Annotated in this window: 18 protein-coding genes, 1 tRNA gene and 1 pseudogene; 12 read left to right on the forward strand and 8 right to left on the reverse strand. The window is 69.8% G+C overall.

Annotated elements, in window-relative coordinates; all coding sequences use genetic code 11:
* The coding region (locus AOK23_RS12435) for an ice-binding family protein (RefSeq protein WP_157878014.1) at positions 1 to 801 on the reverse strand (801 nt) is incomplete at its 3' end.
* A gap of 285 nt (positions 802 to 1086) precedes the next feature.
* On the opposite strand from AOK23_RS12435, the gene AOK23_RS49700 reads away from it, so the two are divergent.
* Together AOK23_RS49700 and AOK23_RS12445 are read left to right on the forward strand one after the other, a co-directional pair.
* On the forward strand, positions 1087 to 1311 hold the full coding sequence (locus AOK23_RS49700) for a hypothetical protein (RefSeq protein WP_055712778.1): 225 nt from the start codon (positions 1087 to 1089) through the stop codon (positions 1309 to 1311).
* Between the two features lie 1763 nt (positions 1312 to 3074).
* Positions 3075 to 3947, forward strand: coding sequence for a beta-propeller fold lactonase family protein (locus tag AOK23_RS12445; RefSeq protein ID WP_169800295.1), 873 nt, complete (start codon positions 3075 to 3077; stop codon positions 3945 to 3947).
* Positions 3948 to 4273: 326 nt separating this feature from the next.
* On the opposite strand, the gene AOK23_RS47810 is transcribed toward AOK23_RS12445, so the two are convergent.
* Positions 4274 to 4432, reverse strand: coding sequence for a hypothetical protein (locus tag AOK23_RS47810; RefSeq protein WP_157878015.1), 159 nt, complete (start codon positions 4430 to 4432; stop codon positions 4274 to 4276).
* A gap of 121 nt (positions 4433 to 4553) precedes the next feature.
* Here AOK23_RS47810 and AOK23_RS12450 point away from each other — a divergent pair, with 121 nt between their 5' ends.
* Entirely contained in the window at positions 4554 to 4880 is a 327-nt protein-coding gene (locus AOK23_RS12450) for a GYD domain-containing protein (protein WP_055712792.1), read from the forward strand.
* Positions 4881 to 5156: 276 nt separating this feature from the next.
* Here the strand turns inward: AOK23_RS12450 and AOK23_RS12455 are convergent.
* A tRNA-Ser gene (locus AOK23_RS12455) sits at positions 5157 to 5244 on the reverse strand.
* A 209-nt stretch (positions 5245 to 5453) separates the two neighbouring features.
* Positions 5454 to 7301, reverse strand: a complete 1848-nt coding sequence (locus tag AOK23_RS12460; RefSeq protein WP_055712780.1) for a S1C family serine protease — start codon at positions 7299 to 7301, stop codon at positions 5454 to 5456.
* A 257-nt stretch (positions 7302 to 7558) separates the two neighbouring features.
* Between AOK23_RS12460 and AOK23_RS12465 the strand changes: the two genes are divergently transcribed.
* From AOK23_RS12465 to AOK23_RS12475, 3 genes are all read left to right on the forward strand, one after another.
* On the forward strand, positions 7559 to 8368 hold the full coding sequence (locus AOK23_RS12465) for a glycerophosphodiester phosphodiesterase (RefSeq protein ID WP_055712781.1): 810 nt from the start codon (positions 7559 to 7561) through the stop codon (positions 8366 to 8368).
* Positions 8369 to 8775: 407 nt separating this feature from the next.
* Positions 8776 to 9318, forward strand: coding sequence for an ATP-binding protein (locus AOK23_RS12470; protein WP_055524417.1), 543 nt, complete (start codon positions 8776 to 8778; stop codon positions 9316 to 9318).
* A 242-nt stretch (positions 9319 to 9560) separates the two neighbouring features.
* Positions 9561 to 10550: a DUF5926 family protein gene (locus tag AOK23_RS12475; protein ID WP_055712782.1), complete on the forward strand. Its 990-nt coding sequence runs from the start codon at positions 9561 to 9563 to the stop codon at positions 10548 to 10550.
* Between the two features lie 245 nt (positions 10551 to 10795).
* On the opposite strand, the gene AOK23_RS12480 is transcribed toward AOK23_RS12475, so the two are convergent.
* Positions 10796 to 11620, reverse strand: a complete 825-nt coding sequence (locus AOK23_RS12480) for a hypothetical protein (RefSeq protein ID WP_420823705.1) — start codon at positions 11618 to 11620, stop codon at positions 10796 to 10798.
* Positions 11621 to 11674: 54 nt separating this feature from the next.
* Positions 11675 to 12340, reverse strand: coding sequence for a bifunctional DNA primase/polymerase (locus tag AOK23_RS12490; protein WP_055712785.1), 666 nt, complete (start codon positions 12338 to 12340; stop codon positions 11675 to 11677).
* A 513-nt stretch (positions 12341 to 12853) separates the two neighbouring features.
* On the opposite strand from AOK23_RS12490, the gene AOK23_RS12495 reads away from it, so the two are divergent.
* Positions 12854 to 14377, forward strand: coding sequence for a PP2C family protein-serine/threonine phosphatase (locus tag AOK23_RS12495; protein ID WP_079049445.1), 1524 nt, complete (start codon positions 12854 to 12856; stop codon positions 14375 to 14377).
* Between the two features lie 220 nt (positions 14378 to 14597).
* A complete protein-coding gene (locus tag AOK23_RS12500; protein ID WP_055712787.1) occupies positions 14598 to 16085 on the forward strand; it encodes an aminopeptidase P family protein in 1488 nt (495 codons plus the stop codon).
* A gap of 186 nt (positions 16086 to 16271) precedes the next feature.
* On the opposite strand, the pseudogene AOK23_RS12505 reads toward AOK23_RS12500, so the two are convergent.
* Positions 16272 to 16520, reverse strand: a pseudogene (locus tag AOK23_RS12505) (triphosphoribosyl-dephospho-CoA synthase); the annotation flags it as partial.
* Positions 16521 to 17291: 771 nt separating this feature from the next.
* Here AOK23_RS12505 and fxsA point away from each other — a divergent pair.
* From fxsA to fxsT, 4 genes are all read left to right on the forward strand, one after another.
* Complete coding sequence (gene fxsA, locus AOK23_RS44885; RefSeq protein WP_079049446.1) at positions 17292 to 17489, forward strand: FxSxx-COOH cyclophane-containing RiPP peptide; 198 nt, start codon at positions 17292 to 17294, stop codon at positions 17487 to 17489.
* 41 nt (positions 17490 to 17530) lie between these two features.
* Complete coding sequence (locus tag AOK23_RS12510; protein WP_055712789.1) at positions 17531 to 19939, forward strand: FxsB family cyclophane-forming radical SAM/SPASM peptide maturase; 2409 nt, start codon at positions 17531 to 17533, stop codon at positions 19937 to 19939.
* Positions 19940 to 20178: 239 nt separating this feature from the next.
* Positions 20179 to 21426 (forward strand): TIR-like protein FxsC, encoded by a 1248-nt coding sequence (locus tag AOK23_RS12515; RefSeq protein WP_240496369.1) that lies wholly within the window; start codon positions 20179 to 20181, stop codon positions 21424 to 21426.
* Positions 21427 to 21528: 102 nt separating this feature from the next.
* A complete protein-coding gene (gene fxsT, locus AOK23_RS12520) occupies positions 21529 to 25515 on the forward strand; it encodes an FxSxx-COOH system tetratricopeptide repeat protein (protein WP_055712790.1) in 3987 nt (1328 codons plus the stop codon).
* Positions 25516 to 25570: 55 nt separating this feature from the next.
* Here fxsT and AOK23_RS12525 read toward each other — a convergent pair whose 3' ends face one another.
* Positions 25571 to 26434 (reverse strand): alpha/beta fold hydrolase, encoded by an 864-nt coding sequence (locus AOK23_RS12525; RefSeq protein WP_055712791.1) that lies wholly within the window; start codon positions 26432 to 26434, stop codon positions 25571 to 25573.
* Positions 26435 to 26486 lie beyond the last annotated feature (52 nt).

Below are 26486 nucleotides of genomic sequence, written 5' to 3' on the forward strand. Positions count from 1 at the left end.
AGGCGTCGTAGCCGGAGGCGTGGTAGCCGGAGGCGTCGTGGGGGTGGTGCTGCACTCACCCTGGAAGATCGTGTTGGAGTCCAGCGTCACGGCGCCGTTGCGGGCCAGTAGCCGGCCATTGACGGTCGTCCCCGTAGTGGCACTGATCGAGGCCAAGGCCAGGATGTTGCCCACGAACCTGGAATTGGTACCGAGAGTGGCCGAGCTGCCGATCTGCCAGTACACATTGCACGGGTTGGCGCCATTGGTGAAAAGCACCCGGCTGGCGGATGCCGTCGTCAGCGTCGAACCAACCTGGAACACCCAGACAGCATTGGGGTTGCCCTGGCCGTTCAGAGTGAGGGTGCCGGTGATTTCGGCACTGACGGGCACCTTGTAGACGCCCGGCACCAGCGTCTGGCCACCGAGCTCAACGGGATCTCCGGTGTACGTGACGTCGGCTGCCTGTCCCGCAGCCTGGATGTACGCCGTTCTCAGATCGAGCTTGGCCTGGAGAGCGACAGCGTCAGCAGCGTGGATTGTTCCGGGCGGCAGCACTTCGCCGGGCGGGAACCCCGTGACCGCCGTACCCGGGCTCACTCCGACGCTACGCTCGACCGTCGTTTCGCCGGTGTTGGTGACTGTCGAACCAGCCAGTACCCCGAAATTCCCCGCCGTACCCAGCGGCACAGGCGTGGCAACGGCTTCTGCGCGTGTCGGTGACATCGCGATTGCGGCAGCGGCGATCAGCGCGGTTACTACCGCCATGATCCAAAGCGACATGGTGCGCCGTCGTGGCGCACCAAGAATATTCAGTGTCATCGAGGGGCCAACTCCTGTGAGGGGGCGGTGCCTATATCGGCGGTTCTGACGGCGGCATATTATTCGAGGAAGGGATCGATTTACGGCTGCCTCGAGAGCCTTCGCTGGAATTGACCAACCAATCGCAAAATTCTTAAAAATGCTCAATGGGCCGGATGGCGCTGCCTGCTTTACTCCGGACGGGCGACTGAGAAACGCCGCCAAAAAATCGCAATTCTCGGCGGGTCGGGTCCGGCGAACGTCAACCCTGCGTCGAGCCGCGAGCAGCAGCTCGCCACCATCCGTGTGCTGTCCACGCACGGTCGGTGCGGCTGCCTGACCGACGCTCACGTCGCGCGCCTGTCAACGGCCGCGCAGGCCAAGGGCGAATCCCCCGGGGAACTGCCCCTGCCCGTCAAGGACACCGACGGCAAGGGCATCGATCTCCTGCTCAGGCTGTGCAACTTCGCCAACGCCGAGACCGCATGCCTGGCCATCGCGTGGCTCATCGGCTGTTCTTCGGCCGCCTGAACTGCGCAGCCATGCGTCCCGGCGAGATGTGTGTCCTTGAAGGGCGCGGACTGCATATTGCCACCGGATACCGCCGAGTCGGCTGACCAGTGGGGGGAGTTGCTGCTCGGGGAGAACCGTCCGGAGGGGGCGGCGGCTGGACGGACCGGCGCTTCGTACGAAGCACGAGGTCTCAATCGTCGGGCCCGTGGGGCTACGCGTCCCGTGCCGATTCCGCCGGTCCTGGTGAAGATGCTGCGCGACCACATCGCGACGTACGGGGCGGCCCCGGACGGTCGGCTCTTCCGCGCGGCCAGAGGAGGCCGTGTCCGTTCCACCGAGTACTGCGATCTCTGGAGCGCTGCCCGTACCAAAGCCTTGTCCGAGAAGGAAGCGGCCTCCCCGCTCGCGGCGCGGCGCGGGCCGGGCACAGCATCGCCGTGCTTTACCGGTTCTACGCCAAGACCCTCAAGGGGATCAAGGAAGTTCTGACCGGCTGATCGCCAAGGGACTGCCCGACGACGAGTAGCGCGATTCCTGGCCCACAGATGCCCTATACGCACTGGTCAAAGATGGGACATGGGCGAGACGTGGTGAGACAGGCTGCACGCGGAAGGGGTGCCACTCCGGAGAGTGGCACCCCTTCTGACCTGCAAGCTTCTGACCTGCGATGCGGTGGGTGTGGGATTTGAACCCACGGTGACTCGCGCCACGACGGTTTTCAATAGCGTCAGGCATGCGGCACCAACGTGCTGGTCAGGAGCAGTTTCAGCTCCCGCAACGGGTCACCTGGCCCATACGTGGCCCACGACATCGGCGAGGTGCTCGCCAGGGGCACCCTCACGGCGGGCACCCTGGGCACCGCAACTGCCCCGGCGTGTCCCCGTTTGACGGCAAAATACGGTGTCACACGCGCCGGAGTCAGCTCCGCGAATCAGACGCCGGAGACAGGAGGGCAGTGGACCGCGGGCGGGCAGTTCGACGCACTGACGGTCGAAGCGTCGACCGCTGCGGCTGGGACAGCCAAGAGAACAGCACCGGCCGCGGCGACGACCAGGAGCCCACTGACGATGCCACGGACAACAGCATTCTTCCTCATTGTTCAATTTTCCTTTACAGATAAAGCTGGTCCAGGCCTGTTGAGACACACAGGAAAGCACGCGTGTCTGGCGGCGCCCAATGCTCGGGAATGAGGCCAGTGGGGGTGCAGCGAGGCACACGCGCGCCTGATCGGTCGGCTCAGCCGCCGTCGTGGCTGACTTTCGTCGGCTGAGGCACAGACGATCCCCGACAGAGGCGCCGTCCTCACAAGCGGAGGGCGCCCCATGGGCTTGACTCGGTCATTGCAACTCCAGCCCAGAGCCGCTCCGCCGACCTAACTTCTGACCAGCCGAACCGGTGACATTGGCAATTCGTTCGGCCGAGCCTCCCTGGCAAGGGCCAAAACCGACTGAGGATTCTGCTACTGGATCACCCATAGCCGCGCACAGTCCGGCAGCCATACCCGGTCAGCTGAAACACGAGACGCGGCCCCCTGTCAGGAGATGCGTATGCACACCAGCCGGGACAAGTGCACCCATGTCCCCGAGCGACGTAGGAAGCAGAGATCGAGGCGGACGGGCCACTGTCGACGGGCATGGGTAGTTGGGGCCCTGGCCGCACTGTGCGCCGCACTGCTGCCCGGCGTTACCTACCATGCCTCGGCAGACGAGCACCCAGGCAGGCCGTGCTCCCACGCCGCCTACGCGATGCACCCACACCGGCCGTGCTCCCACACCGCCTACGTGGCCAACACTGGCAGCGACACCGTGTCGGTGATCGACTCCAGCACCGACACGGTCACCGCCACCATTCCCGTCGGCGACAATCCATACGGGGTGGCGGTGGACCCGCCCCGTGCCCGCGCCTACGTGACCAACGCCGGCGACAACACCGTGTCGGTCATCAATACCAACAACAACCAGGTGATCGGATCGCCCATCCGCGTCGGCACCAACCCGACCGTGGTGGCGGTGGACTCGACCCGTGCCCGCGCCTACGTGGTCAACTTCGTCGACCGCACCGTGGCGGTCATCAACACCAGCAACAACCGGGTGATCGGACCGCGCATCCCCGTCGGCGCCAGCCCGAGCGCCGTGGCGGTGGACCCGCCCCGTGCCCGCGCCTACGTGACCAACGCCGGCGACAACACCGTGTCGGTGATCAACACCAGAAACAACCAGGTGGTCGGATCTATCCCCGTCGGTACCGACCCGGAGGGTGTGGCGGTGAACCCGTCCACTGCCCGCGCCTACGTGACCAACTTGGCCAACAACAACGTGTCGGTGATCAACACCAGCAACAACACGGAGATCCTGCCCCGCATCCCCGTCGGCAGCGAGCCGATCGGGGTGGCGGTGGACCCGTCCAGTGCCCGCGCCTACGTGGCCAACTCCAACGACGACACCGTGTCGGTGATCAACACCACCAACAACACGGAGATCCTGCCCCGCATCCCCGTTGGAGACCTCCCGTTCGGGGTGGCAGTGGATCCGCCCCGCAACCGTGCCTACGTGACGAACTTCCTCGACAGCACCGTGTCGGTGATCAACACCACCAACAACGCAGTCACAAGCGTCCCCGTCGGCGCCAACCCGATCGGCGTCGCTGCCTTCTGATAGCCGCAGCAAAGTCCAGGCCGGATCGCTGCCAACAGCACAAGACAAGGCGCCGACGCTCCAGGAATAGGGATTGATCCTGACGGCCTCGGTACAGCCGGGGCCGTCTGTGGGCCGTCTGAGGGGGGCCTACGACGACAGACGACGACGGCTTTCCCCCTGGTCAGAGATGGCGGGTTGGGTATCACCGCAGGTGTTCATCCGCGAAGCCAAGTTGAGGAAGACCAGTAGGTAGTTCCCGTGCCAAATCCGGCAGGGAACCACGGGGAGCGGCAGTGGGCAGCGGGTGAGTGTCCCTCGATCGACCCACCTAGTGGGACACGACCTCAACCGCCAGCAGCATCCGGCCGCTGAAGCCGGGCAAGGACGAACCAGGCTGCCTCCTCCCGGACCCGACTGCCCGGATGATCATCCAAGGCCAACATATCCGTCCAGACGGCGCTGTCGCCGATTTTCACCAGCGCGGTCGCGGCAGAAAAGCTCACGGCTCCGTTGCCAGGGGGCCATGCCAGTCATCACCTCGGCTGTTCGGGGGATACGCGGATGACCTCGGAGGCGTGTCCCATCCCGCAGGGGCATCCCTGGCTGGGACGAAAGGGAGACATGATGCCGCTCTATCTATCGAGGTTCAGCTACACGCCGGAGACCTGGGCGAGACTCATCGGCCACCCCGAGGACCGCGCAAAGGCCGCTCAGTCGTACATCGAGTCCGTCGGCGGCAAGCTCCACGGCTTCTGGTACGCGTTCGGCACCCGCGACGGCTACAACCTGTGGGAGGCTCCGGACAACGTCTCCATGGCTGCGGTCGCCTTGGCGATCAGCGGAGGCGGCGCGCTCAACTCGTTCGAGACGACCGTTCTCCTGACCGTCGACGAAACCATGGATGCCCTGCGCAAAGCCGGGCAAGTTCAGTACCGGGCTCCCGGCGCGTAGTGGTCCGGGCAGCCGGCAACTGACGGGTTCAGGAATCGAGACGGCAGCGAGGCACAGCACCCACAGCAACCGTCCGCGCCCAACAGTGGTCGTTTGAAGGCCGCACAGCATCATGCATGACCACCATGACCGACATCCGCAGGGCTACGGATCAGAAGGCGCACGTGCCCCATCCGTGCCCGATCCAGCGGGAAACCACGGGGAACCACGGTGCTGAGCGGGAACCGCGCACGACGACGGCCCCTGACCAACTGCCTGGTCAGGGGCCGTTTCATCTGGCGGTGGGTGTGGGATTTGAACCCACGGTGACTTGCGCCACGACGGTTTTCAAGACCGTTCCCTTAGGCCGCTCGGGCAACCCACCCCGCGCCCCGGCCCACCAGGGGCGGAGCGGGTACAGCGTACCGGCCCGGTGCGGTTCGCGGGGGCCGTGGGCCGCGCGCGGGCCCTTCGCGGGGAGGACGGGCCACGCACCACCCCGGGCGAGGGGCGGTGCGTGGGGGACGTCAGGGAGCCGCTGGCCCCACCAGCCGACTGGAGCACGCTCGCGTCGGCCGGCTGCGCGCGCCTCCGTCAGCTGTCACCCTGGCGTTCGCCGAGGGTGACCTCGGCGGTGCGGGTCTTGCCGTCGCGGGTGTACGTGAGCGTGACCTTGTCGCCCGGCTGGTGGGTCCAGATCTCGCCGATGAGGGTGGGGCCGCTGTCGATGACGTGGTCGTCGAGCTTGGTGATCACGTCGCCGGACTTCAGACCGGCCTTGTCGGCGGGGCCGTTGGGCGTGACCGAGGACGCGCCGTTCTCGCCGGAGTCCGTGATCTCCGCGCCACCGGTGCCCTCGCTGAGCGAGACCGACGCGCCGATCACCGGGTACACCGGCTTGCCCGTCTTGATCAGCTGCTGGGCCACGTTCTTCGCCTGGTTGATCGGGATCGCGAAGCCCAGGCCGATCGAACCCGCCTGGCCCGAGCCGAAGCCGCCGTTGCTCGCGGACTGGATCGCCGAGTTGATGCCGATGACGTTGCCCCGGGCGTCGAGCAGCGGACCGCCGGAGTTGCCCGGGTTGATCGACGCGTCGGTCTGCAGGGCGCTCATGTACGAGGCCTTGCTGCCCGAGGAGCCGTCGCTGGAGGCGACCGGGCGGTTCTTCGCGCTGATGATGCCCGTCGTCACCGTGTTCGACAGGCCGAAGGGGGCGCCGATCGCGATCGTCGAGTCGCCCACCGCCACCTTGTCGGAGTCGCCGAGCGTCAGCGGGTTGAGGTCCGACGGGGCGTTCTTCAGCTTGATGACCGCCACGTCGTAGCCCTGCGCGTGGCCGACGACCTCGGCGTTGTACTTCTTGCCGTTCGGGAAGGTCGCCGACACCTTGCCGCCGTCGACCGCGTCCGCCACCACGTGGTTGTTGGTGACGATGTGCCCCTCCTTGTCGAACACGAAGCCCGTGCCCGTGCCGCCCTCGCCGTCGCTGCCCGACGCCTCGATCGTGACCGTGCTCGGCAGCGCCGACGCGGCCACCGCGGCGACCGTACCGGCCGCGCGCTTGACGTCACCGCCGTTCTGGGAGGCCGAAACGGTCGTGGAACCCGTCGAGTTGTCGTTGCGGTCGGCCAGCGTGTAGCCGATGCCGCCGCCGACGCCGCCCGCCACCAGCGCGGCCACCAGGACCGCCGCGATCAGACCGCCGCGCTTCTTGCCGCCCGGCTGGGGGGCCGGCTGCTGCGTCTGCTGCCACGAAGAGCCCCAGCCGCCGCCCGCGCCACCGCCGTGCCCGCCGGCGCCGCCCTGGTCACCGGGGCCGCCCGGTCCCGCGACACCGCTGCCGTCGGCGTACGTGTGCCCGCCGTCCGCGTACGACGGGACGGCCGGCGGAGCCGGGGGCGGCCACGCGGCGTCGGGTGCGGAGGTGCCACCGGGAGCACCGGGACCACTCGGGACACCAGGGACGCCGGGTGCCTGGCCGTAGCCTCCGCCGGCGCCGGGCGCCTGCCCGTAGCCGTGGCCGGCTCCATGGCCAGGGCCAGAGGCCGCCGCGTACCCGGGCGCACCCGTGGTCACCAGCTCCGGCTGAGCCTGCTGCCCATGCGGCTGCTGCCCATGCGCCTGCTGCCCGTGTGGCTGCGGCTGTGCGTGGGCCACCGGCTGCTCGTGCGGCGGCTGCTGCGGCTGCGGCTGAACCGCCGTCTGGTCCGGTGCGCTCGGCGGGACCGGCGGGAGCTGGGCCGTCGGGGCGTTCCCGTCGGTGGCGCCGGCCACGGCCGGGGGCGCCGTGTGGGCGGTCGGGGCCGGCTCGGAGGTGGTTCCCGCGGGGGCCACGCTCGGCTCGGGGGCCGGGGCCGGCGCGGAGGCAGCGGGAGTGTCCACCGGCACGGGAGGTGCGGACGGGGCCGGGGGTACCGCGGTGCCCTCGTTCTCGGTGCTCACAGCTTCTCTCCTCGATCCACGGCTGTCACCTGTCAGCGGTCGACTCGTCTTGGGCGCACAGCGGGGCCGTGCGCGAGTTTTTGTATGCGGTCAGCTTTTCCCACGAGCCGTCAGGGCACCATAAGCGGTGTCTGTGGGTCCGGGAGGAACCTTTATATAGGATCTATCTGACTAAAGGTGCGCATCGCCCCTGGTGCCGCAGCCGTACGACGCCACCGCCCCGACGCGTACCCCCTTCACGGTGGCACCATGACGCGGTGACCCACGCACGACAGCTCCCGATTCAGGTCGTCGCCCACCGAGGGGCCTCCGAGGAAGCCCCCGAGCACACCCTGGCCGCGTACAAGAAGGCGATCGAGGACGGTGCGGACGCCCTCGAATGCGATGTCCGGCTGACCGCGGACGGCCATCTGGTCTGTGTCCACGACCGACGCGTCAACCGTACGTCGAACGGCCGCGGCGCGGTGTCCACCCTGGAGCTCGCCGATCTCGCCGCCCTGGACTTCGGCTCCTGGAAGAACGGCGACGAGGCACCCGACTGGGAGATCGCCCCCGAGGAGAGGGCGGACACCTCCGTCCTCACCCTGGAACGGCTGCTCGAACTCGTGGCCGACGCGGGACGCCGTGTGGAACTGGCCATCGAGACCAAGCACCCCACGCGCTGGGCCGGGCAGGTGGAGGAGCGGCTGCTGGCGCTGTTGAAGCGGTTCGGGCTGGACGCGCCGGCGTCGGCCGACGAGTCGCCGGTACGGATCATGAGCTTCTCGGCGCGTTCGCTGCACCGCGTGCGGGCCGCGTCCCCGACGCTGCCCGCGGTCTACCTCATGCAGTTCGTCTCGCCCCGGCTGCGGGACGGACGTCTGCCGGGCGGCGTCCGGATCGCGGGCCCCTCCATCAGGATCGTGCGCAACCACCCCGCGTACATCGAGCGCCTGAAGAAGGCCGGCCACCAGGTCCACGTATGGACGGTGAACGAACCCGAGGACGTCGACCTCTGCGTCGGCCTCGGCGTCGACGCCATCATCACCAACCGCCCCCGCGCGGTCCTCGACCAACTCCACCGCTGATCCCCGTCGCGAACGCCGCGAACGCGCCGCCACCTCCCACCACCGACCCTCGCCGCGTACGCGCCGCCGCCCCTGCCGCGCACCCGCTCCGCGCGCCGCCTCCGCGTGCCGCGCCGCCTCCAGTCCGAATACACGCCTGTTCAGTCTTGGCCATGCCACTGGCCCTCTCCGCAACCCCGCACACCATGCCTGCGGAGGTAAGAATTCCGCCAGAACGGCGAATCTGTGTGCGCGGACAAGTCCGTACATCGGGGGCGAAATTCAGCCAGCCACTCACAGGGAGTGCACCGGCGCGTTCGGACCGTATTCGATCGGTGTGAGTGCGTCAGAGCACATGTGTTGGCCGGTTTCCAGTCCAGTCCCATGGGGCATTCACACCGTGGCGTGGGGTGAAGGAGGTCTCGGGGGTGGCGTTGGTGGTGGCACAGGAGGTGCCCACGTCGTCGAGCATGGCCGTACCCCATGGCCCTGCGGGCGTGGGGCAGGCGAGGCACCGGTTGCGTGATCAGTTGCGCGACGGTGGAGTGGCGGAATCGGTCATCGACGACGCCCTGCTGATCCTTTCCGAACTACTGAGCAATGCCTGCAAACACGGCAGGCCCCTCAACGACGCGCTGGCCGGCGACGGCGACGTGCGCTGTGCCTGGCGCATGGACCCCTCGGGGCGGCTCACCCTCGAGGTCACGGACGGCGGTGGCCCGACCCGCCCGATTCCGTCCACGCCCTCGGTCACCGCACACGGCGGCCGCGGGCTGAACATCGTGACGGCACTGGCCGACGACTGGGGCGTACGGGACGACGCCCGGGGCGAGGTCACGGTCTGGGTCGTCGTCCAGGACGACGTCCGCCACACCCACCGCCGGGACGACTTCGCTACGCGCGTCACGGCCCCGTCGGTCTCGTCCCTCCCCGACCTGGACTTCGCGGACGCGTTCGAGGACATGGACTGACCCTCCACTGGCCCCGCACTGGCCCCTCCCCGGAGGCGGCCGCATCCGCCCGACGCCCCTCCGCGATCTCACCGTCCAGTCACCTCTTCCTACGGCAGTCCCCCGGCCACGACCGAACAACCTGGCCTGAATCACCGGTTCCGGGACGACTCGGTGCGTTGTCCACAGGGTCCCGTCGGCCGCCGTACGAGCGGCTAGGCTCGCGCCAGTACGAGACGAGCCGTGATCGGGAGACACCCACGATGGCCAAGAAGCGACCCCACACGAAGGCCAAGCGCCCGCAGGGCACCGGCGGAGTCGGCACCGCAGGCGCCGATGGGCAGGTCCCCGTCGTCGGTGCGCGCGAGCCCTGCCCCTGCGGCAGCGGCCGCCGTTACAAGGCCTGTCACGGCCGGGCCGCCGCGCAGGCCGTGACCGAGCTGGTGCAGCGCCCGTTCGAAGGCCTGCCCGGCGAGTGCGACTGGGTGGCGCTGCGCGAGCTGGTCCCCGCCGCCACCGTCGAGCTGAAGCTGCGCGAGGCGCTCCCCGAGGGCGTCCCGTCGGTCACGCTCGCCACCGTCCTGCCGATGGCGTGGCCCGCGCTGCGCCGCGACGACGGCTCGGTGCTGATCGGCCTGCAGAACGACACGGCGTCGGGCGACATCAGCCGCGACCTCGCCGACACCCTCCAGCGCGCCCTCGTCGCCGAGCCGGGCACCCCCGTCCAGGGCCGGCGCGCCCCGGCCGACGGGCCGCGGCTGCAGGACCTGCTCGACCCCGAAGGTGAGTTCGAGCCAGTTGTGCACACGGGCTTCGAGTTCTGGGTCCCCGACACGGAGAACGCCACCCCGGAGGTCACCGCCTCCCTGGAGCGGGCCAACTCCGCGGCGATCCCGACCGTGAAGCTCTCCGGTGTCGACGCGGCCTACTGGTGCGAGACCCCCGACAAGAACCATCTGCGCTGGGTCATGCCGCACCCGGAGGAGCGTCTTCTGGACGCTCTGGCGCGGCTCCACGCGGCGGGCGGCTCCAGCCTCGGTGAGGGCACCCGTCTGGTGGGCTCCTTCCGTGCTCACGGGCTCACGGTGCCCGTGTGGGACCTCCCCAGCGGGGTCGGCGCGGACGACATCGAGAAGCCGGCCGCGGAGTTCGCCGAGCGGCTCGCCGCGGCCCTGGCGGAGGAGTCTCCGCTCACCCCGGACGAGCGTCGGGCCCGCGGTGGACTCACCAACCGGCAGGTCACGCTCAGCTGACACGGGAAGCGCCGGCCGGTCGTCCACCGGTCGGCGCTGACCCTGCGTTTGTGGTGACTCCTGTCACAACTCCCCTACGTGACAGGCAAATTCGTGTCCGAATAGCCGAGATCGAATTTGCGAAGCGCCGATCTCTTGTTACGGTTCCATCAGCCCGGTTGCTGGTGCATCCCCCGTCGCCAGCAACCGGGTCTTCTCATGTCCGGGCCCGCGAGCGGCCGCACTGTACGGATGCGCCGCTGCCGTCAACGCCCTTGAGCACGGCCGGAGTTGCTACCGGAACGCAGGAGCAGCGGCCCACTCCCGTCGGGTGCCGCGAACTCCGCCACGGCCGTGTACGCGCCCGGCTCGCCCTGAGTGCGCTCCCTCGGTGTCTCACACGCCCCCGGCTCGTCCTCCGCGCCCACGGCGCAGTGCATGCGCACACTTCGGCCGCCGGGACCCATCATGCTGAGGACCGAACTCAGCTCCCGTCCGGTCGCGTTGCGGTAGTACGTACGCGCCCAGTTCTCCTCACCCTGGGTGAGGACGCAGGTCTGGGCCTCGATGCCGTCGGGCGAGGTGAGTTCGGGGCCGCAGCGGGCGGCGGTGGCGAGCCCGAGGCCGAGCAGCATGTGCGAGCGGGACGACTCCGCGTCCCCGCGGGCGGCCTGCGCCTTGTCATCGGGTCCCTCGTCAGGTCCGTCGCCGGGCCCGGCCGCCGGCCTCCCCGCGGACCCGTCCCCGGAGTGCCTGGTCCCCGCGCGTCCGTCCACTTCAGCGGCATCGGCGACTTCAGCGGCTCCGGCTGCATCGGCTGCATCGGTGGAGAGTCGCTCCGCACCCGCGCCGTCCAGCTGTCCGGCAGCCCGCCGCGCCACGGTGTCGCCGCCGTCGGCCAGGGGGCCCGCCGACGCCACGAGCGGCAGGGTGAGGGTGCACGCCACCGCGACCGTCAGCCCGAGGAGCCGGAGCCCGCGCGCGTCCGGACCACCGCACGCCGCTCCGGTCGCTCGGTGGGTCCGGGGTGAGGGCGCACTGTGCCGACCGCGCGGCGACGGGGCCCCGAGGCCCCCGGGAAGACGCTGCATGAGCGGAAGATAACGACCCACCGGGGCGCCCGACCGAGCGCGCGCCGGACGGGCTCAGAACTCGGGGGCGCTCACACCCGTACGAGTGAGGGCGTCGACGACCGCGTCCACGACGGCCTCGACGTCGGGCACCCAGGGGGCCGCGGAGCCGGGCAGCGGAGCGCGCTCCCAGCGGATCCGGCCGTGACCCGTCTCGGACGGCGGCAGTGCGATGTAGCCGCCCTCACCGTGGAAGCGGAGCGAGCCGGGGACGAAGTCCTTGGCGTAGAGCAGTTCGCCCAGCTCCTCCATCGAGTACGGGGCGACGAGGATCGACCAGCGGTGCGGGGCGGCGACGACCGGGCCGAGGCGCATGCCGCTGCGGTCCAGCGCGGCGAGGGCCCGTGCGGCGGCGAGGGCCGGCAGGCTTACCGCGCACGGCGCGCTGCCCCCGGTGGCCAGGACGATGGGTGCCGTGGGCCGATTGGTCCACCACCAGCGGACCATGCGCTCGTCGGTGGTGGCGGCGAGCAGGCCGGGATCGAACGGGTGAGCGCCGGGCACCACGCACTCCGGGTCCGGGCAGGCGCAACGGGCGCGCCCCTGCGGGTCCGGCGCCACGCCCGGGAGGACGGGCCACTGCCATTCCCTCGCGAACGTAAGGGCCTGCTCGAGCAGCTCGCGCCTCCCGCCGTTGCGCTTGGACAGGAGCCTGCGTCGCCTTCCGGGGATCTCGCGCATGAGCGCTCGTCCTTTCCGTTGCACGCATGGCAACACCGTGGGGTCACTCACAACATGTGTCGTTCACTTCACTGTGCGTACCTGCTGGCGCATCACACCCCTGTCACGGACAAGGGGAACCCCTGCGGGCCTGGCTCGGCTACGTCCGCGTCCATCGCTTGCGCTGACTTGCAGTCTGTCCAAAGCATGGCGTGGCGTGGGGGTGGCGACGCCTGGCGTTTTGCCGTCCGGCGTTTGCTCGCCGCCTCCGCCACGGGAGGATGGGGCTCGGTCGTCGGTGGATAGGACGCCCGGTTCAGTCGCCAGGTTCCGGATGACTGACGCCACCCCTGGCCTTCACCGAGTACGTACCCATCACGACCGCTGTGACGCTCTGTTGAACAAGGCCAGTCGACCTCAATACACCGTTCACCACAACACTTTTAAGCCAACTTTGGTTTTTCCAAAGGACTGGACAGTAACCCAACGCAAGTCCAACAGGACCACACGGACACCACATATCCCAGCAGGACAATGCTGGACATCCCCTCACGAGTGCGTGTACATGTGGAGACACTGCTAGCGGCGCAGAATGACATGGGGGTTTGCGATGCTTTTGAGCAATACGCACCGGTCGGAAAGCCGGACACCATGAACGCCCCTCACCCTCCGAAAGTGGCCGGAATCGATTCCACGGTTCCCTCTCCCGCACACACTGTCGCGCCCGCGCCTGCCGCCCCGGGCGCCTCGCCGGCCACCCCTGCCACAGGAGCAGGCACGCCCCCCGGAGCCGTCCTGCAGGACCGGCTCGCCGGCTGGGTCTCGGACCTCACGACCCTGCACGAACTCACCGAACGCCTGGCACGCACGGACGCGCTCGACGGCGCCCTTCAGGAGGCGCTGAGCGCGGGAGCCGCCCTGGTCGGCGCCCGGCGCGGCCTCGTCGTCCTGGAACCGCTCGACGGACTCGGGCCCGACACGACCATCGGCCTCGGCCTCGGCCGCGCCGACCTCGGCCACATGGAGACCGTGCCGCGCAGCTCCCTGCCGTACGGCCGCATCCTCGACGGGCTGCCCGGCGGCGACGGCGAGATCGCGCAACCCGACCTGTTCGCCGAGGACGGGCTCGACCCCCGTCACCGTGAGGTCGCCGCCCGACTCGGATACGCCGCCAGCTACGCGCTCCCCCTGTTCACCGACGCCGCGGGCCGCCTCGGCGCCGTCGTCTGGCTGTACGACGAGCCCGCCGAACCGGCAGAGCGGCAGCGGCACCTCGTCGGGCTGTACGCGCGGTACGCCGCCGAGCATCTGGCGCGGCTCGTCGAGGTCGAGCGGACCCGCGTGTCCATGGCGACGATCGCCGAGGAACTGTTGCCCTCCCGGCTGCCCCGCGTCGCGGGTGTCCAGCTCGCCGCCCGGCACCGCACCGGACCGCGCGGCGGCGGCGACTGGTACGACGCCCTGCCGCTGCCCGACGCCGCGCTCGGCCTCGCGGTCGGCTCGGTGACGGGGTCCGGGCCCAGCGCGATCGCCGCGATGGGCCGGCTGCGGGCCTCGCTGCGCGCGTACGCCGTGATGGAGGGCGAGGACCCCGTGGCCGTCCTCTCCGACCTCGAACTGCTGCTCCGCCTCACCGAGCCGGCCCGCTCCGCGACGGCCCTCTTCGCCTACGTCGAGCCCGCGCTGCGCAAGCTCACGCTGGCCGGGGCCGGGCACAGCCCGCCGCTGGTGATCGGCGACCGGCGCACCGAGTTCGTGGAGACGTCCCTGTCGGCGCCGCTCGGCATGCTCGCCTGCTGGGAGGCGCCCAGCGTCGAGCTGACCGCCCAGCCAGGAGAAACCGTTTTGCTGTACACCGACGGCCTCCTCCAGCGCACCGGCGAGCCCGTCGACCGCGCCTTCGCGCGGCTCCACGCGGCCGCCGCCGGCGTCCCCCGTGCGCTGCGCGCCGACCCCGGCACCCTCGCCGACCACGTCCTGCGGACCGTGCTGCCGGACGAGCTGGACGCCACGGAGGGCGCGGAGGACGTGGTGCTGCTGGCGGCGCGGTTCGAGTAGCCGGCCACCGCCGGGCCGCGACGGCATCGCGCGAGCGAGCGCGGCTGCTCCCGCGAGCCCACACGACCGCTTCCCGCGAGCCCGCACGACTGCTTCCCGCGAGCCCGCGCGGCTGCTTCCCGTGAGCCCTCGGTGACCGCCCGTGAGACGTCCTGAAGGGCCCTGGGCCCCGTCCGTCGCGACCGTACGATGGGCGGGGTCCAGTGCCGTACCTAGGAGGATGACCGTGGCGGACGAGCTCGAGCCGGCGACCCCGGAGAACGAGGCCACCGAAGCCGAGGAGCCCATCAAGCAGCGCAAGAACGGCCTGTACCCGGGCGTGTCCGACGAGCTGACCGAGAACATGAAGTCCGGCTGGGCCGACACCGAGCTGCACGACCTGCGGCCCATCGCCCAGGCCGCCGAGACCGCCGCCCGCCGCGCCGCGCTCTCCGCGCGCTTCCCCGGCGACCGGCTGGTGATCCCCTCGGGCAACCTGAAGACCCGCTCGAACGACACCGAGTACCCGTTCCGGGCGTCGGTGGAGTACGCGTACCTCACCGGCAACCAGACCGAGGACGGCGTCCTCGTCCTGGAGCCGAAGGGCGAGGGCCACGAGGCGACGCTCTACCTCCTGCCGCGGTCCGACCGCGAGAACGGCGAGTTCTGGCTCTCCGGCCAGGGCGAGCTGTGGGTCGGCCGCCGCCACTCGCTGACCGAGTCGGAGAAGCTGTACGGCATCCCCGTCTCCGACGTGCGCGAACTCGCCGACTCACTGCGCGAGGCCACCGGCCCCGTCCGGGTCGTCCGCGGGCACGACGCGGGCATCGAGGCGGCGCTCACCGACAAGGTCACCGCCGAGCGCGACGAGGAACTGCGGGTCTTCCTCTCCGAGGCACGGCTGGTCAAGGACGAGTTCGAGATCGGCGAGCTGCAGAAGGCGGTCGACTCGACCGTGCGCGGCTTCGAGGACGTCGTCCGGGTGCTCGACAAGGCCGAGGCCACCTCCGAGCGCTACATCGAGGGCACGTTCTTCCTGCGCGCCCGGGTCGAGGGCAACGACGTCGGCTACGGCTCCATCTGCGCCGCGGGCCCGCACGCCACCACGCTGCACTGGGTCCGCAACGACGGCCCCGTGCGCTCCGGCGACCTGCTGCTGCTCGACGCGGGCGTGGAGACCCACACGTACTACACCGCCGACGTCACGCGCACGCTGCCGATCAACGGCCGCTTCAGCGAGATCCAGCGGAAGATCTACGACGCCGTGTACGACGCCCAGGAGGCCGGTATCGCGGCGGTGCAGCCGGGCGGCAAGTACCGCGACTTCCACGACGCCGCGCAGCGGGTGCTGACCGAGCGGCTGGTGGAGTGGGGGCTCGTCGAGGGCCCCGTGGAGCGCGTCCTGGAACTGGGCCTGCAGCGCCGGTGGACCCTGCACGGCACCGGGCACATGCTCGGCATGGACGTCCACGACTGCGCGGCGGCGCGGGTGGAGACGTACGTCGACGGCACGCTGGAGCCGGGGATGGTGCTGACCGTCGAGCCCGGGCTGTACTTCCAGGCGGACGACCTGACCGTTCCGGAGGAGTACCGGGGGATCGGCGTCCGGATCGAGGACGACATCCTGGTGACGGAGAACGGCAACCGGAACCTCAGCGCTGCGCTTCCTCGCCGAAGTGATGAGGTCGAGCTGTGGATGGCGTCCGTGAAGGGTGCCGGACAGAGCTGAGAAGGGGGCGGTGGCCGGGGCTCCCTTGGGGGTGCTCCGGCCGTCGTCATTGTCTGCGGGTGGGTGGGAGTTGCACGCGACACCCGATGAAGGCCGGGCCGCAGGCCCATCCTTCCGGGGCGCGGGGAACTGCGCGAGAAACCACACACCACCCGCACCCGCCAACGAACACGCACCCCCGAGCTACTAGGCGCCCCGGCCCACCCTCACCCGCAGTGCGTCGGCGAACAGTGCGCCCGCGAGCAGGGAGCCGCTGCCCCACGGACTCCACCCCCGCTGCTGCAGGTCCGCGTCGAACGCTGCCAGGGCCCGGCGGCCGGTCGTCGTGGCCGTACCCCCCTCGTCGAGGACACCACGGGCGGCCGCCTGGACGTGACGGAGTCCGTGCGGGCCGGCGGTGTGGAGCAGTTCGGTGTCCTGGAGGGTCGACATGACCGGGCGAGCGCCCGACGCCGAGTGATCGTTTTGCTTGCGTGATGTCCCGTCATGCCGCAGAAACCAGGGACGCAGTCCGTCAGGGGGCTGGGGGGTGGCTGTGAGGGCGCTGAGAGTGGGGTCAGGTCGGTCGGCGGAGGCGGAACCGTTCGCCGGGGCGCGGCGTCGTCACGTTTGGTCGGTGTTCCACACCTGCTTGGCGCTACGGAGAGTGACTTTTCCGGATCTTGTCCGGAACCACGAAACGCTGTACGGGGCCGGGCTCTCCACGAGGACGGAAGTCGATCAAGTCGCTTGGGGGCGCACTTGGTTGGGGTGGGGCGCAAAGAATGCACCGCCGTGCCTTCAGTGCTTCAGATCGAGTTCAGTACGCCACCTCGAGGACCGTTTTACCCCTTTTATCGATGAGCTCAAGAGTAAAGAATAGGCAAAAACCTTACGAGGTCCAGGCCTGCTCGCGATCGTCATCATGGCGAGGTTGACCAGGCCTCAGGGCGGTGGCCTCGGCATTGGCGACAGAGGGAGGTGTGGGCATTCACCCACTGGTGTGACCCGCCTCACGTTTATGTCGTGGAGGAGGAGCTCGTCGTCCGGTACGAGCGCTATCGTCAGCACGCAATCAGGCCGGCTGGCATCTGATGCCGCTCGTCCAGTCGGCCCCTGCAGCTTCTGACTCGGCCCTCCCGGCGCGCGGTTCCCGTCGGCCAATGCTTCAGTTATCGAAGGCCATACAGGTCAGCACCTGAGGTGCTGTCAGAAGATGAGGTCCGAATGAACGCTTCCCTCGACATCGCGGCAGAAGAGCCGGGAAAGCCGACCGCGGTCGGCCCGGAGCGGGTTTCCCTCGTGCGTTTGGCTGCACAGAGTAGCGGCGCATTGTCCCCGGCGGTGACTCGCGCCGTGTCGAACGGCGTCGATCGGCGGGGACCCGGCAGGGTCGCGGTCGCGGCCTTCCAGAGCTCGGTCTGATCTCATCGATCACCCATCGATCGGGAACTGACACACCTCTCATGACACCCATGGGCCGACCAATCCACCCCTTACGCCAATTCGTGCTCAAAATGCACAGCCGCTGCGATCTGGCATGTGATCACTGCTACGTGTTCGAACATGCGGACCAAAGCTGGCGCGGTCGGCCCATTGTGACGTCCGGCGAAGTCCTGAAGGCCACGGCGGAACGCATCGCCGAACATGCCACAACGCATGGCCTGGACACCGTTCACGTGGTTCTGCACGGCGGCGAGCCGCTCCTGGCCGGTCACACCCGGCTGCGCCGAGCGGCCGAGGAACTGCACCGGACGCTCACCGGTGTGTGCGCCCTCGACCTGCGGATCCACACCAACGCCGTCACCCTCGACGAGCGGTTCCTCGACCTGTTCGACGAGTTCGACATCAAGGTGGGCGTCTCGCTCGACGGCGACAAGGCCGCGAACGACCTGCACCGCCGCTACGCCAACGGGCGCAGCAGCCACGACCGGGTCCTGCGGGGCATCGCCCTGCTCGACCGGCCCCGCTACCGCCACCTGTTCGCGGGCATCCTGTGCACCATCGACGTGTGCAACGACCCGGTCGCCGTCTACGACGCGCTCGCCGAACTCCGGCCGCCCCGCGTCGACTTCCTCCTCCCGCACGCCACCTGGGACGAACCCCCGCTCCGCCCGGCCGACGACACGGAGGGCACGGCCTACGCCCGCTGGCTGCTGGCGGTGTACGACCGCTGGGCGGCGGACGGCCGCCCCATGGACGTACGGATCTTCGACTCCGTCCTGCGCACCCTGCGCGGCGACAGCAGCCTGACCGAGTCGCTCGGACTGGCACCCGCCGACCTCGCCGTGATCGAGACCGACGGCAGCTTCGAACAGGCCGACTCCCTCAAGACGGCCTACGACGGCGCCCCCGTCACCGGCATGGACGTGATCACCCACTCGCTCGACGACGTGGCCGCGCACCCGGGCCTCGTCGCCCGGCAGCAGGGACTTGACGGGCTGTCGGACCAGTGCCGTGCCTGCCCGGTCGTACGCTCCTGCGGCGGCGGGCTGTACGCCCACCGGTACCGGACCGGCAACGGCTTCCTGAACCCGTCCGTGTACTGCTCCGACCTGCTGCGCCTCATCACCGACATCCGGGACCGACACATGTCCGACCAGTCCGTCCAGCCCGCGCTGGGCGACGAGCACCTCGACGAACTGGCCGCGGGCCTCGGCTCGACCGCCACCACGGACCTGCTGGCCCGCCACCAGCTCTCCCTCGGCCGCGAGTTGCTGGGCCTCGTCTGGCACGAGACACCACACACCCCGCTGGGCGAGGCCGCCTGGGAGACACTCACACTCCTCGACGGCACGGCCCCCGAATCCGTCGACCGGGTCCTCACCCACCCCTACGTACGTCCCTGGGCCCTCCGGTCGCTGCGGGGCGGCCCGGACGCGGCCGAGATCGCCATGCGCGGCGTGGCGGAGATCGCCGCGGCCGCCGCACTGCGCGCCGGACGGGCGGAGGCCGTCGTCGTGCCCGTCCACGAGGGGGTGCTGCGGCTGCCGACGCTGGGAACCCTCGCGCTGGGCGACGGCGTCGAACAGGCCGAGGTCCGCACGGACGACGAAGGCTTCACGGTCCGCGCGGACGGCACGACGTACACGGTGTCCTGGAAGGGCCCCAAGGACCCGGCCTGGCAGGGGAGCCGACGGTTCGAGCTGGACGGCTGGGCCGTCGCGCTGGAGGACACCGACCCCTGGCGGGACTGCCACGGGCATCCGGCGCACCCCCGGCTCGGCGAGGGCGAGGCCGAGGCATGGCGGGCCGACCTGGCCGCCGCGTGGGCGTGGATCCGCCGCGAACTTCCGCAGTACGCCCCCGGCATCGCCGCCGGGCTCCAGGTGGTCACCCCTCTCCGCCCCGCCTCCGACGGCTCCGACATCAGCTCGGCGGCCCGCGACGCGTTCGGGGCGGTCGCCATCGCGCGCCCCGCCGACCCCGAGTCGCTCGCGTTGCTGCTCGTCCATGAGTTCCAGCACGTCAAGCTCGGTGCGGTACTCGATCTGACGGATCTTTACGACCCGTCCTGCGACAAGCTGTTCTACGCCCCCTGGCGCCCTGATCCGCGTCCGCTGGAGGGGCTGCTTCAGGGGACGTACGCCCATCTGGCGGTGATCGACTTCTGGTTCGCGCGGTGGCGGTCCGCCGACGGTGACACGGCCCGCACGGCCGAGGTGCAGTTCTCCCGCTGGCGGGACCAGACGGCCGAGGCGGTGGAGACCCTCGCCGGGTCCGGTGCGCTCACTCCCGCGGGGGAGCGGTTCGTGGCGGGGATGCGGGGGACCCTCCGAGGGTTCCAGACGGCCGACGTCGGGGCGGAGGCACTGCGGGCGGCCCGGCAGGCGGCCGGGGAGCACCGGGGCGCCTGGGAGGCGGCGGCGCGGTAGGGCCCGAACGGCGAGAGCGGCGGCTTCAGGCCTGGTCGGGCCAGGTTCTTTCCGCCCGCAACGCCCCGTTGCTCCGGCACCGCAGTGGTGCGGCCCCTCACCCTTCGCGTCGGCCACCCCGGCATCGGGTTGCCAGAACATGACCTTCCGGAGCCGAGTCGGGTGTGTTCGTCCTGTTCCGAACAGGACTTGTGGGTTCCTACACTAGGGGCCCAGTCACGGAGCGTCGGGGGGCATACGTGCAAGGAGCCGGTCTGGCCAGAGGGGGGAGTAGTCCTTACTTCTTCCTCAGTTACGCGCACACACCGAGCCATGACTCGAGTGGCGGCGACCCCAATGTGTGGGTGAAGAAGCTGTACGACGGTCTGTGCGAGCACATCATGGGGCTGACCGACCTGCCCCGGGGGGCGAAGGTCGGGTTCCTGGACCAGAAGATGTCGGTCGGCACCAAGTGGACCGACGAGTTGTCCATGAATCTCGCGCGCTGCAAGGTGTTCGTCCCGCTGTACTCGCCGCGCTACTTCACGAGCCAGCAGTGCGGCCGTGAGTGGTGGGCGTTCTCACAACGTCAGGTCACCCAGCGGGCCCGCGGCGGTCCCGCGCGGGAGAACACGATCATCCCGGCGTTATGGGTGCCGGTGGAACCGGCCCAGATGCCCCAGGTGGCGAGGGACCTGCAGTTCAACCACGCCGCCTTCGGACAGGACTACGCGGACGAGGGTTTCTACGGGCTGACCAAGCTCCGCTACTTCCGGGACGAGTACGAGCGGGCCGTGTACCGGCTGGCCAAGGAGATCGTGCGGGTGGCCAACGAGGCCACGTTGGAGGAAGGCAAGATCTCCAAGGAGTACGAGTCCCTGCCGGCCGCCTTCGGCTCGGACGAGCGTCCGCCGGAGTTCGACATATCCGTGCTCGCCTGCACCCGTTCCGATCTGCCGCAGGGCCGCAAGCCGGACTTCTACGGGGACCAGCCGCACGACTGGAACCCCTACCACCCCGAGTCCGCCCTGCCGTTGGGCGATCACGCGGCGGAGCTCGTCCGCACCAGGAACTACAAGGTCAACGTCGGTGTGCTCGACGAGAGCGCGCGGATGCTTCACGAGGGCGGGCCGAAGGCGCCCGGACTGATGCTGCTCGACCGCTGGGCGCTGGAGTCGCAGCGGAGCAGGGAGCTGGTGGGCAGGTTGTGCGGGGAGCAGCGGCCCTGGATCAGCGTCATGACTCCCCGGCACAAGGACGACGTCGTGACCGCCGAGCGGGAGCGTGAGCTGGACGAGCTCACCTACCGCACGCTCGTGTCCCGCACGACGGACCGGGCCGGCCACTACTCGGCCAACGGCAGCATCCGTGACCTGGACTCCTTCGGCAACGAGCTGCACCGGGCCGTGACGTCGGCCGTCCACTACTACTGGGAGAACGTCGAGACCTATCCACCGGAGGGACCACCGAGCGAGCCTCCACGGCTGAGGGGGCCCGACCTGGGTTAGCGAGCCCCGGGTGACGGACCCCGGCAGCACCACCTGGCACGACCACCGAAAGGCGCGCGACGAGCGAGGCCGAAAGAGGCCGACAGGGCGGAGAGCATGAGCATGACCAAGAGCCGCAACGGCACCGTGATCACGTTCTACTCGTACAAGGGCGGCACCGGGCGGACCATGGCGCTCGCCAACGTGGCCTGGATCCTGGCCGCGAACGGACACCGTGTCCTGGCCGTGGACTGGGACCTGGAGGCGCCGGGCCTGCACAAGTTCTTCCATCCCTTCCTCGACGCCCAGTTGCTGCGGGGGACCCCCGGACTGATCAACCTGATCGACGACTACCGCCGCGAGGCGCTGCGCAACCTGCCCGACCGGGCGTCGGACTGGCACCGCCACTACGCCCGGGTCAGGCCGCACGCGCTGTCGTTGGACTGGGCGTTTCCCGAGGGCGGCAGCCTGGACTTCCTGTCCGCGGGCAAACGGCACCGGGACTACCCGATCGTCGGCAACATGGACTGGGACCGCTTCTACGCCAGCTACGGCGGCGGCCAGTTCTTCGACGCGATGCGCGACGACATGCAGCGCTACTACGACTACACGCTGATCGACAGCCGGACGGGCCTCAGCGACCTCGCGGACATCTGCACCGTACAGATGCCGAACACCCTGGTCGTCTGCTACACGCTGAGCGAGCAGAGCATCGAGGGTGCCGCCGCCGTCGCGCAGGACATCAAGGAACTGCACGGCGAGAAGGGCATCCGCATCCTGCCCGTAGCCATGCGCATCGACCTCGGTGAGAAGGACAAGCTGGACGCCGGCCGCGCCCGCGCCAGAGAACGCTTCTCCGGACTGCCCTCCGGCCTGAACACCGACCAGATGGCCGACTACTGGGCGACCACGGAGATCCTCTACCAGCCGTACTACGCGTACGAGGAGATCCTCGCGGCCTTCGGCGACCCGCCGAAGTCGGCCAACTCCATGCTGAGCGCCTGCGAACGGCTCACCTCCGTGATCACCGAGGAGCGGGTCACCAAGCTGCCGCCGATCAGTGAGGCGAAGCGGGCCCAGTTCAAGGCCGCGTACACCCGTCAGCGGCCGGTGCCGCTGTCCCAGCTGACGCTCTACCACGTGTCCGAGGACCGGATGTGGGTGGACTGGCTGGAGTCGGTGCTGCGCGGTGCCGGTTTCGAGGTCGTGCCGAAGAACGTGCAGACGATGCCGACGGCGGAGATCGGCGCCGAGGCCATGCCCGGCGGGGCGCACCGGGTGCTCGCGGTGCTCTCGCCCAGCTTCGTCGACTCCCGTCGGGCGAGGGTCGCCTGGGAGGCGGCGGTGCACTCCGGTGGCTCGGAGAAGCGGCAGCAGCCGCTGTCGATCCGTGTCGACGACGTGCAGATCAGCCTGCCGTTCGCCGGCCGGAGCGTCATCGACCTCAAGGGCCTCAACGAGACCCAGGCGTACAGCGCTCTGCTGAACGGCCTCGACCGCCCCGAAGCCGTCTCCACCGTCTCCCCCAGCTCGCGCGGCCTGCGCTTTCCCAGTGTGGGCAGGCGCGTCTCCAACGTCCCCGCCCGCTATCGGTGGTTCACCGGCCGCTCCACCATCCTGGACAAGCTGCGCGAGCAGTTGACCACGAACCGCCCCGGTCAGCGCGTGCCCCAGGTCCTGCACGGTCTCGGCGGTGTGGGCAAGACACAGCTCGCCCGTGAGTACGCCCACCGGTTCATGGCGGACTACGACGTGGTGTGGTGGGTCGACGCCGAGCAGCCCGAACTCGTCATGCCGAAGCTGGCGGCGCTCGCGCAGCATCTCGGCCTCGGTGTGGGCGAGGACGTCAAGGAGGCGGCCGAGGCGGTGATCCAGGCGCTGCGGGAAGGGGAGCCGTTCAACCGCTGGCTGTTGATCTTCGACAACGTCGAGGACCTCGACAAGGTGCTGAACAAGTTCCCGGAGTACACCGGTCCCGTTCCGGAGCACGTCTACGGCCACCTCCTGGCCACCACCCGCACCCGGCCCACCCTGCCGAAGGTCCAGCCGCTGGAGGTGGAGGTCTTCACCCGCGAGGAGAGCGTGGAGCACCTGTGCCGCCGGGTGCCGGGGCTGAGCGAGGAGGACGGCGGGCTGGTGGCCGACGCGGTGGGCGACCTGCCGCTCGCCATCGAGGTCGCGGCGGCCTGGCTGGAGGCGACGGCCACACCCGTCGAGGAGTACATCGAGCAGCTGCGCGAACAGTCCACCCAGGTGCTCTCCGTCAAGGAGGCGGTGGAGGCCGTGGAGTACCCGAGGTCCGTGGGCGCCACCTGGAACATCTCCATCAACCGCCTCAGGGACGAGTCACCGGCCGCCGCCCGCCTCCTCGAACTCTGCGCGTTCTTCTCGGCCGAACCCATCTCGATGAGCCTCATCGGCAGCGACGCGATGATCAAGGCACTGCTGCCGTACGACCGGGACCTGCGCGCCCGCTACATGCTGGGCCGGGTCACCCAGGCACTGAACCGCTTCGCCCTCGCCAAGGTCGACTCGACCGACAACTCGATCCAGGTGCACCGCCTCGTCCAGGCCGCCGTCCGCGACGGCATGGACGAGGTGAAGTACGACGACACCATCCATGAGGTGCACCGCATCCTGGCCGCCGCCCGACCGCCCGAAGAGGCCCTGGACGACCCCGCCCAGTGGCCGGGCTTCGAGGTGATCTGGCCGCATCTGACGCCGTCCAACATCCGCAACTGCTCGGAGGAGGATCCGCGGCAGCTGATGGTCTACCGCGTCCGCTACCTGTGGAAGCGCGGTGACCTGCACGCGGCCCGCACCCTGAGCAGCCAGCTCAACGAGTTCTGGTCGGGTGAGTTCCGGGACGCGAACGACGAGCCCGTCAACGACGAGCAGATCCTCAATCTCCGCTTCGAACTGGCGAACGTGCTGCGTTCGCAGGGCCAGTACCAGGAGGCCCTCGACCTCGACGAGAAGACCCTCGCCGACCAGCGGGAACTCCTCGGTGACGACCATCCGAGCATCCTGATCACCTCCGGCAGCTTCGCCGCCGACCTCCGCGCGGTGGGCCGCTTCAAGGAGGCCCTCGACCTGGACCAGCGGATCTACCGGGGCTTCCGTGAGATCTTCGGCGAGGATCACCCCCGTACGTTGTCCGCCGCCAACAACCTCGCCATCGACTACCGGCTGTCCGGCGACAGCGAAGCCGCCCGGCAGCTCGACGAGGACACCGTCCGCCGCCGTACCGCGCTGCTCGGGCCGCTGCACCCGTACACCCTCACCACCAAGGGCCATCACGCGCGTGACCTGCGGGAACTGGGCGACTACAAGAACTCGGTGGAGATCCTGCGCGAGGTCCGCGAGGGCTTCAAGCAGGTCCTGAACCCGAACGTGCCCGAGGTGCTGCGGGTCGACAAGAGCCTCGCGGTGTCCCTGCGCAAGGACGGCCAGATCGCGGAGGCGCTGCGCATCACCCAGGAGACCTCGGAGACGTACGCCCTGTACCGCGACCGTTACGGCAGCAACCTCCCCGAGGCCCTGGCCTGCGGGCTCAACCTCGCCGCGGACTACTTCGCCACGGATGCCGAGAACGGCGCCGCGCGGGCGGTCGAACTGGTCAACGAGGTGCTGGAGGGCTACAAGACCTCCTTCGGCCCCGAGCACCCGTTCGTCATGTACTGCCTCAACAACCTGTCCATCTACCACCGGGCCCTGGGCGAGGTGGAGAAGGCCGCCGAGTTGAGCAAGGAGGCCCGTGACGCCTTGGCGGAGGACCTCGGGGAGGGCCACCCGGCGGTGCTCTGCGCGGGGGTCAATCTCGCCAACGCCTACGGGGAGATGGGCATGTACGACCGCGCCGAGCACTGGGAGCGGCTGGCCGTCGAGGGGCTGCGCCGCCGCTTCGGCCCCACCCATCCCGACGTGCTGGTCAGCATCGGCAATCTGTCGATCACCCTGCGGGACATGCAGCGCCAGGAGGAAGCCGAACGGCTCCAGCAGCAGACGGAGTCCCGCGCGTCCGTGCTGCTGGGCGACACCCATCCCGTCACCGAGTCCATCCGTGTATGGCGCCGGGTGGGCAGGGACCTGGAGCCGCAGCAGACCTGAGCACCGGGGAGGTCCGGAGGCCGGCACTCCGCGGAGCGCCGGCCTCCCCCGCGGGCTAGCTCACGGCCCAGCTCAGGACCCGGGTCAGGACCCGCAGTGCGCCGAAGTGGGCGGCGCCCCGCTCGACCTCGACCTCCGCGTCCGGGATGTGCCGGCCCAGCCAGCGGGTGTGTTCGACGGGGGCGAAGATGTCGTCCTCGCCGTGCCAGAGCTTCACCGGCGTGTTGATCCGGCCCAGATCGAACCCCCACCCCGTGCTGAACGCCATCACGTCGTCCACCCAGCCGTCGGGGGAACTGCGCAGGCCCTCCGCGAAGTTGCGGACCAGCATGTCCTGGATGCCGGCGTCCGCGACGATCCACCGGTCCGACTCGGGAAGCCCGCCGGCCATCTCGGCGACGGACGCGGCCGGGTCGGCGAGGATCGACCGTGAGCGGCGCCCGAGGGTCGCGGTGACCCGGTTGCGGCCGATGGCGGCGTTCACGTACTCGCGCACGTTCGACTCGGTCATCCCGTCGAACCAGTGCAGTCCGGGCGCGTCCCGCGGGGCGAGGCTCACCAGGGCCGCCGCCCGAGTCGTACGGTCCGGCAGCAGCGCGGCGCAGGCCAGTGCGTGCGGGGCGCCGCCCGAGCGGCCGACCACGGCGAAACGGCCGATGCCGAGCGCGTCCGCGATGTGCCGGACATCGGCGGCGGCCGCGCTGACGGTACGGCCCGGCAGCCGGTCCGAGTCGCCGTACCCGGGCCGGTCGAAAGTGATCAGCCGGACGCCCAGTTGGTACAGCACCCGTTCACGCGGCGCGGGCCCGAACCTGCTGCCCGGTGTGCCGTGCAGCAGGAACACCGGTCGGCCGGCGGGATGCCCGCCGTCGTTGATCGACAGGCGCCGACCGTCCGAGGTACGCACCGTGAGCTGCATTCGCCATCCCCTGTCGTCCCGTCCCGCCCGTGTGCCCCGCCAATCCCCGCCC

The organism is Streptomyces torulosus (genome assembly GCF_001419765.1).
In the GTDB taxonomy this organism is placed as follows: Bacteria; Actinomycetota; Actinomycetes; order Streptomycetales; family Streptomycetaceae; genus Streptomyces; species Streptomyces torulosus.